Source organism: Actinosynnema sp. NPDC059797, from assembly GCF_042732085.1.
Lineage (GTDB): Bacteria > Actinomycetota > Actinomycetes > Mycobacteriales > Pseudonocardiaceae > Actinosynnema.
In genome coordinates this window covers 1-7,183 of sequence record NZ_JBHWIE010000351.1, presented here as the reverse complement: position 1 = coordinate 7,183, position 7,183 = coordinate 1, and the positions used below count along the sequence as shown (strand labels likewise).

Genomic DNA, 7,183 nt, shown 5'->3' with positions numbered 1-7,183 from the left:
CCGCCGCCCACCCCGGCGGGCCGGCCTCGCACCCCGTTCCCGCCCCCGTTCCCGCGCGAGCCGGAACCGGGTGGTGTGGCGGTTCACTCCGTGCACGACGGAGCCCGAGCCGCTGGTGCGACGCTCGAACTCCCACGCGGGGACGCATCCCGTCGGGCGGGCCGCGTCGCGCCTTTTTCGCCTGTGCGCAAATCGGGGTTTCCGGACGTTCCCGCACCCGGTCGTGTCGCACAGCACGTCGTCGGCGGGGAACGCGTACAACGCCACTCGCGTGTTCACCGACGACAACATGTCCACGAGCTACGAACTCGGGCTGAGCGTCGAGTGGGGCAGCCCGACGGGGCAGAGCACCTACCAGCCCTACTGGGTGGACTACACGGGCGGCTACGACTACCGCCCCATCGGGAACTTCTCGAACACGCCCGACGACCGGCGCACACGTTCATGTCGTTCCCGCACTGCGACAACTGCCGGTCCTCGGACCTGTACTACGACTTCAACTTCGCCGGCACGACCAAGGACGGGGCCAACCCCAACTCCCACCACGTGGTGACCGGGTGGGACGTCGACGCCAACGTCGCCAAGGACTCATCCGGTCTGGTCACCGCCTGGGAGGTGGCCAAGCCGCTGGTGCGACCCGGTGCCCTGGCCGCCGCCGAGCCGGTGCGGCGGCGCGCGTCGGTCGCGCCGGTCGACCAGGACTTCTTGCGGCAGTGCGTGGACGAGGACGCGTCGCGCTGCCTGGACGCGGTCCCGGGGCTGCGCGACCGCGTGAGGAAGCGCCTGGTGTGCGAGGCGGGCGCAGCGGTCGCGCAGGCGCGCCCGGCGGACGCCGAGCCCGACGCCCCCGCCTGGATCGCGACGTCCACCGCGGTTCCGCACCGGGTCGCGCCCGCGGCTGCGCCCGCCGCTTTCCCGGAGGCCCGCACCGCCCCGCTGGACGACGTCACCGCCGGCGACTTCAAGTCCGAGTGCCAGGGCAGGTCCGAGGCGCGCGGGACGTTCGGCTGGGCCGAGAGCCGGTTCGAGCAGTGCTTCGTCGGACACCGCGAGGTGGAGCTCAAGGTCAGGCCCGACGTGCCGACGGCCATCGCCGGCGTCGAGTTCGACTACGCGGTGCCGGCACTCTACCGCGTTTCCTCCACCGCTCGGGGGTCGGGGTGGAGCAGGAAGGTCTGCAGCTCCTCGTCCCTGATGCGTTGTGGGTACAGCAGGGACAGCAGTGGCGCGGCCATGGCGGTGGTGACCAGGGCCATGATCACCATCAGGGTGTAGATCTGCTGGTTCAGCAGTCCGAACTGGACGCCGATGCTCAGCACGACCAGTTCGGTCAGGCCCCTGGTGTTCATCAGCGTGCCGAGCACCGCCGCCTGGCGCGGAGGGGTGCCGAAGCAGCGGGCGGCGGTGTAAGCGCCGAGGAACTTGCCCGCGATGGCGGCGGCGAGGATCAGGGCGAGTGCGCCGAGCCCGCCCGCGCCGAGCGTGGAGAGGTCGATGTCCAAGCCCGCCACGATGAAGAATATGGGCAGCAGCAGGACCGAGTTCAGATCGGCGACCCGGTCGTGCACGAGCTCGCGGACGCCGTTGCGCGGCATCACCGCGCCGAGGAGGAACGCGCCGAAGACCAGGTGCAGGCCGATCAACTCGGTCACCGCGGCGGACAGCAGCAGGCTCGCCACGACGACGGCCAGCCGGCCGGGGCCCAGCGCGCGGTCGTGGGGCATGACCCTGGCCAGCAGCGGCCGGACCACCCACCACATGGCCGCCAGGTAGGGGATCGACAGCGCGAGCAGCCACGGTGGTTGGCCGCCCCGGTCGCTGAGCGCCACCGCCACGGCGAGCAGCACCCAGGCCAGCACGTCGTTGATCGCGGCGGAGACGAGCGCCAGCGACCCCATCGGGGTCCGCTGCATGCCCCGGTCGGTCAGGATGCGCGCCAGCACCGGGAACGCCGTGATCGCCATGGCGACGGCGAAGAACACCAGGAACCCGGCACGCAGGCCGGGTGGTGCGTGCCGGTCCGCCAGGCCGATCGCGACCAGCAGGCCGAGGCCGAAGGGCAGGGCGACCGACGCCAGTGCCACCGACATCGCCATGCGGCCGCCTCGGCGCGCGGTGCCGGTGTCCAACTCCATGCCGACCACGAACATGAACAGCGCCACGCCGATGTTGGCCAGCACCGACAGGTCGGCGCGCACCGCGGCGGGGAACAGGGCAGCGCCCGGGGCCGTGGTGATGATGAGCGGCAGCACCAGCACGCCCGCGACGATCTCGCCGATGACGGGGGGTTGCCCGAGGCGCCGCGCGGCCGCGCCGAGCACTCTCGCGAGTGCGATTATCAGCGACAAGTCGACGAGCAGGGTCACGATGTGCGTCATCTGCGGTCCTTCCGCTCGCTCCTGCGGGCCGACATCGCGGTTCCCTCACGGGCATCCCGCCCGAGGCGCGGGGCCGGGTCTTCGAGCCGTCCTCCACCGCCGAGGCCGTCGGCGAGGGCACCGGGCCGGGCCTGGACATCACCTGGCGCACCGTCGTGGAACGCCAGGGCGGCGGCCTGCGCGTCGAGTCCCGACCGGGCGACACCCGCTTCCTGGCCCGCCTGCCGCTGCCCGCGGGGCCGGCGCGGGGAGCGGTCCGGGGAGCCGCGCCGGTGGCGGTCGCGCTCAGCAGTAGAACGTTATCAGCTGGCCCGACGGCAGTCGCCACACCTCGTAGGGCAGGCCCAGCGGCGGCTGGACCCGCTTGACGAACACGGCGCCCTCGGGAGCCTTCTCCGGGCACTGTGAACCACCCGGTGCGGAACCGGACGCCGCCCGACCCGCGGACGGCGCGTCCGCGGACGCCGGAGCGGCGGATGCCGCCGGAGCTGCCAGCGCCAGCGCCGCGCCCAGCGCCGCGGCGGCGAGTGATCTCACCATGTGCAACGTCCCTTCGCCTCTCGGGTCGGGTTTCACGAGGTCGGGGTCCTGCGTTCCGGAGGGGCGCGGGCCCGGCTACTCCGCACCGCGCCCGGTGCCGCTCCCCGCCGTGAGCTGCGGCCACGGGTGGTAGTCCCGCAGGCCGTACAGCAGCGGGGGAGCGGTGGAGCGCCGGACGATGGCCAGCGGGTGCCCGAGGACGACGAGGTGCCCGCCGGTCGGGATGGTCCGCGAGACGGCGCAGTCGGCCACCGTGTGCGCGTGGTCGACCAGGTGCGGGCCCGCCTCCGACTCGGAGCGGTCCCAGGGCACCCGGTTGAACCGCTGGGGGAAGCCCGAGGCGAACAGCTCCGCCGCGGGACGACCCCGGGAGTGCAGGAGGTTGACCGCGAACATGCCGCTCGCCGACACCGCCGCCGCCGTCGGGCTGCCGGTCCGCAGGCAGACCAGCAGCGTCGGGGGGTCGAGCGTCGCGCTGCACAGCGAGGAGCACGTCATGCCGCGCGGCGTGCCGTCCGGGTCGAAGGCGGTGATCACGGCGACCCCGCTCGGGAAGCGGGACATCATGTCCCGCAGCTCCACGTCCGGCCCTGTCATCCGACCTCCGTCTCCGGCTCCCGGCGGAACCGGGCCTCAGCGGAACTGGGCGAAGTACTCGTACTGGTTCGGCAGCGTGCGGGCGAGTTCGTCGGCGCTGTCGCGGATCTGCTCGAACTGCTTGCGCGCGGCCGTGTCCTCGATGAGGTCGAGGGCGGGGGAGTGCCGCAGCGGCAGACCGCCCATGCCGAGCAGGACGCACGCGTACGAGTACGGCGGCAGCCCGTGGTAGTACGGGTAGATCGTCTCCGAGTCCGGCAGGTGCGTGCGCCACCGCTCCAGGCGCTCCGCCATGCCGTCCGGCAGCACCCGCTCCTTGGCATCGCGCCAGTACTGCGTGTCGTTGCGCGCGGCGGCCCGGTAGTGCAGCACCAGGAACTCGCGCACCCCGTCCATGACGTGCCCGACCGCTTCGTTGTAGAGGTCGCGCAGCGCGAGGTCCCAGTCGTCCCCGGGGAAGAACTTGACCAGTTGCTCGATGGCGTGGTGGATGAAGAAGATCCCGGTGGACTCGAGCGGTTCGACGAACCCGCTCGACAGCCCGACCGCGACGCAGTTGTTCACCCAGGACCGCCTGCTGCGGCCGATGCGCATCCTGATGTGGTTCGCCTCGACGTGCTCGGCCTCGGGGCCGACGAACTCGCGCAGCGCCCGTTCGGCGTCCTCGGGCGACAGGTAGTCCCTGGCGTAGACGTACCCCGTGCCGATCCGGCCGAACAGCGGGATCGTCCAGATCCAGCCCGCCTCGCGCGCCGTCGCCGTGGTGCACGGCCGGATACCGCGGGCCTCCATGTCCAGCGGCACCTGGAGGGCGACGGCGCTGTCGTTGGGCAGGGTGTCCTGGAACGACAGGAACGGCTCGTCCAGCGCCTGGTTGATCAGCAGCCCGCGGAAGCCGGTGCAGTCGACGAACAGGTCGCCGTGCAGCGCGCCGTGCTCCTTCGTGACCACGTGGTCGACCCAGCCCCGGGAGTCGAGCGCCACGTGGACCACGTCGTCGACGACGTGGTGCACGCCCCGGTCGACCGCGTACCCGCGGAGGTACCGGGCCAGCTTGGCGGCCTCGAAGTGGTAGGCGTAGGGGAACTGCGTCTTGCCCTGGTGCTCGGACATGGTGAGCGCGTTCGACTCCGCCACGCTGTCCGGCAGGTCCCGGCCGAGCAGGCTGCCGTCGGGCCGGCGCGGGCTGCGCTCGGCGTCGCACAGGGTGGCCATGAGGAAGCAGTCGCGGTCGAACCGGTCCGTCGGACCGCCGCGCAGCCACCAGTCCGTGAGGGGGAAGCCCTCGACCGAGCGCATCTGCTCGAACGGGTGGTAGAAGTGGTGGCCCGGCTCGCGCCAGTCCTGGAACCGCACGGCCAGCTTGTAGGTGGCGTTGCACGCCGGCATCCAGTCCGACTCCTCCAGGCCCAGGTAGGCGAAGAAGTGGCGGATGTCGCTGAACGTCGCCTCCCCGACGCCGATGGTCCCGATGCGGTCGGACTCGACGACCGTGACCTGCACGCGGTCGTCGAAGGCGGCCTTGAGGTAGGAGGCAGTCATCCACCCCGCGGTGCCGCCGCCGACGATGACGATCCTGTCTGGCATGGGCGCTCCATCACATGTCCGTCGCGCGGGGAGCGGCGTGCGCCGGAAGGCGCGGGACGTCCTGCGTGGACGCTGCAGCGGACCGCTTTCCCTGTCGTGGTCCCGATACTAGGAACGGCGTGACAGCGCGTGCCAGGTGCTTAAGCACAGCCCGAAAGACCCGCTCCTAGCCCAGCCACCCGGGCAGGAGGCCGGGAGCGGTGGCCAGGGCGGCGAAGCGGGCCAGCCGCAGCGGCAGGCAGATCGCGATGTAGGTGACCAGCCGCACGCCGGCCAACCCCGCCAGCACGGTGGTCAGCATGATCGGCGGCAGCCCGCCCAGCGCGCTCACCGCGAGCGTCGCGAGCAGCACGCGGCGGTTGTCCTCGCACCGGGTCCGCAGCCGCTGCCACCGGCTCGCGAGCGCGGTCTTGGGCGTGGCACCGGGTTCGGTCGGCCCGAGCACGCTGCCGATCCGCTCGCGCAGCGACCGCGGCAGCCGGATCCTCGAACCGGCGGCGAGGAGGTACAGGGACTTGCCGGCGACCTGGCCGACGGAGGCGGCGGCGACCGCGGCCCACACGTGGTCGGGCAGCTTCGCCGACACGGCGAGTACCACCAGCTCGATGCTCACCAGCGGCACCACGGCAGAGCCGAACGCGATCCCCGCGACCGCCAGCAGCGTCCCCAGCACGAGTCCTCCGACCACCGGAGCGCCCTGCGGCCCCGGTCCTCCCAGCCTGCTCGGGTCGGGCGGTCCACGCCTCTGCGGAACGTCGTCCATCGGCTACGCCGGAAGTCGTCAACCGCCTGGGCCGGACTCTGACCTTCGACATAGGCCATTCGGAGAACGAGCAGGTGGCGACGTGAACAGGCGGACGTTCAGCCGCAGCTTAAATGCCGGGGGAAGCGTTGACCCCTCGACGTGCCCGCTTGTTTCATCGCTGCACCGGGGGCGGTCGGGGTCCCGGGTCCTGAGCGACTGGAGGACGTCACGGTGACCGTGGTCGGACTTGCTGATGTGCTGCCGCTGACACCGCTGCAGGAAGGCCTCCTGTTCCACAACCTCTACGCCCCCGAGGCCGAGGACGTGTACCTGTCGCAGCTCGTGCTGGAGGGTGAGGGGCCGCTGTCGGCGGACGCGCTGCGCGCGGCGCTCGACGCGTTGCTGGCCCGGCACAGCACGCTGCGCATCGGCATCCGGCACGAGGGGTTGAGCCGACCGGTCCAGGTCGTCCCGGCCGAGGCCGCGGGCCGGTTGCGCGACGTCGACCTCGGCGGCGAGCCGGACGCGGACGGCGCGCTGGGCCGCCTGCTGGACGAGGACCGCGCCGAGGGCGTCGACCTGGCGGATCCGCCCTTGCTGCGGCTCCTCGTCGTGCGCATGCCCGGGGAGCGGTGGCGCCTGGTGCTGACCTACCACCACCTGCTGCTCGACGGCTGGTCGGTGCCCGTGCTGCTCAACGAGTTGTTCACCCTCTACACCCGCGGACCCCGCCACCCGCTGCCGCCGGTCACCCCGTACCGCGCCTACCTGGGCTGGTTGGCGGGGCGCGACCAGGAGGCGGCGCGCGCGGCGTGGCGGACCGCGCTGGGGGACCTCACCCGCCCGACGCTGCTCGCCGCGCCGGGCGTGACGAGGATCCCGGTGCGCCCCCGGCGCGTGGAGTTCGCCCTCGACGAGGACCGGACCGCGGCGTTGCGCGACGTGGCGCGGGCGCGGGGGCTGACCGCGGCCACCGTCGTGCGGACCGCGTGGGCGGTGGTGCTGGGCGGCCTGCTGGACCGCGACGACGTCGTGTTCGGCACGACCGTGTCCGGGCGACCGCCCGAGGTGCCCGGCGTGGACCGGATGATCGGGCTGTTCATCAACTCGGTGCCGGTGCGCGTGCGCCTCGACCCCGCCGAGCCGGTGGGCGCGCTGCTCGACCGCCTGCACCGGGAGCACGGCGCGCTCATCCCGCACGAGCACCTCGGGCTCGCCGAGGTGCAGCGGGTCGTCGCCGCGGGCCGAGCCGATGCCCATGAGGGCGGAACCGGCCTCGGACATGACCGACTTGACGTCGGCGAAGTCCAGGTTGATCAGGCCGGGCGTGGTGATG

General features: G+C 72.6%; 5 protein-coding genes and 2 pseudogenes. 2 read left to right on the top strand and 5 right to left on the bottom strand.

Annotated elements, in window-relative coordinates; translation table 11 throughout:
• Positions 1-1,127: 1,127 nt before the first annotated feature.
• The gene (locus ACFV4N_RS36785; protein ID WP_499677285.1) at positions 1,128-2,378 is read right to left on the bottom strand and encodes a cation:proton antiporter; all 1,251 of its coding nucleotides are present in this window, start codon (positions 2,376-2,378) and stop codon (positions 1,128-1,130) included.
• A gap of 50 nt (positions 2,379-2,428) precedes the next feature.
• On the opposite strand from ACFV4N_RS36785, the pseudogene ACFV4N_RS36780 reads away from it, so the two are divergent.
• Positions 2,429-2,608: pseudogene (locus ACFV4N_RS36780) on the top strand (ATP-binding protein); the annotation flags it as partial.
• Between the two features lie 55 nt (positions 2,609-2,663).
• Here the strand turns inward: ACFV4N_RS36780 and ACFV4N_RS36775 are convergent.
• From ACFV4N_RS36775 to ACFV4N_RS36760, 4 genes are all read right to left on the bottom strand, one after another.
• Complete coding sequence (locus ACFV4N_RS36775; protein WP_499677286.1) at positions 2,664-2,918, bottom strand: hypothetical protein; 255 nt, start codon at positions 2,916-2,918, stop codon at positions 2,664-2,666.
• A 75-nt stretch (positions 2,919-2,993) separates the two neighbouring features.
• Positions 2,994-3,515 carry a flavin reductase family protein gene (locus ACFV4N_RS36770; protein ID WP_499677284.1) on the bottom strand — a complete coding sequence of 174 codons (522 nt, stop codon included), beginning with the start codon at positions 3,513-3,515 and terminating at the stop codon, positions 2,994-2,996.
• 36 nt (positions 3,516-3,551) lie between these two features.
• Positions 3,552-5,102 (bottom strand): tryptophan halogenase family protein, encoded by a 1,551-nt coding sequence (locus tag ACFV4N_RS36765; protein WP_499677283.1) that lies wholly within the window; start codon positions 5,100-5,102, stop codon positions 3,552-3,554.
• 166 nt (positions 5,103-5,268) lie between these two features.
• Complete coding sequence (locus ACFV4N_RS36760; protein WP_499677282.1) at positions 5,269-5,790, bottom strand: hypothetical protein; 522 nt, start codon at positions 5,788-5,790, stop codon at positions 5,269-5,271.
• Positions 5,791-6,006: 216 nt separating this feature from the next.
• Between ACFV4N_RS36760 and ACFV4N_RS36755 the strand changes: the two are divergent.
• Positions 6,007-7,029: pseudogene (locus ACFV4N_RS36755) on the top strand (condensation domain-containing protein); the annotation flags it as partial.
• Positions 7,030-7,183 lie beyond the last annotated feature (154 nt).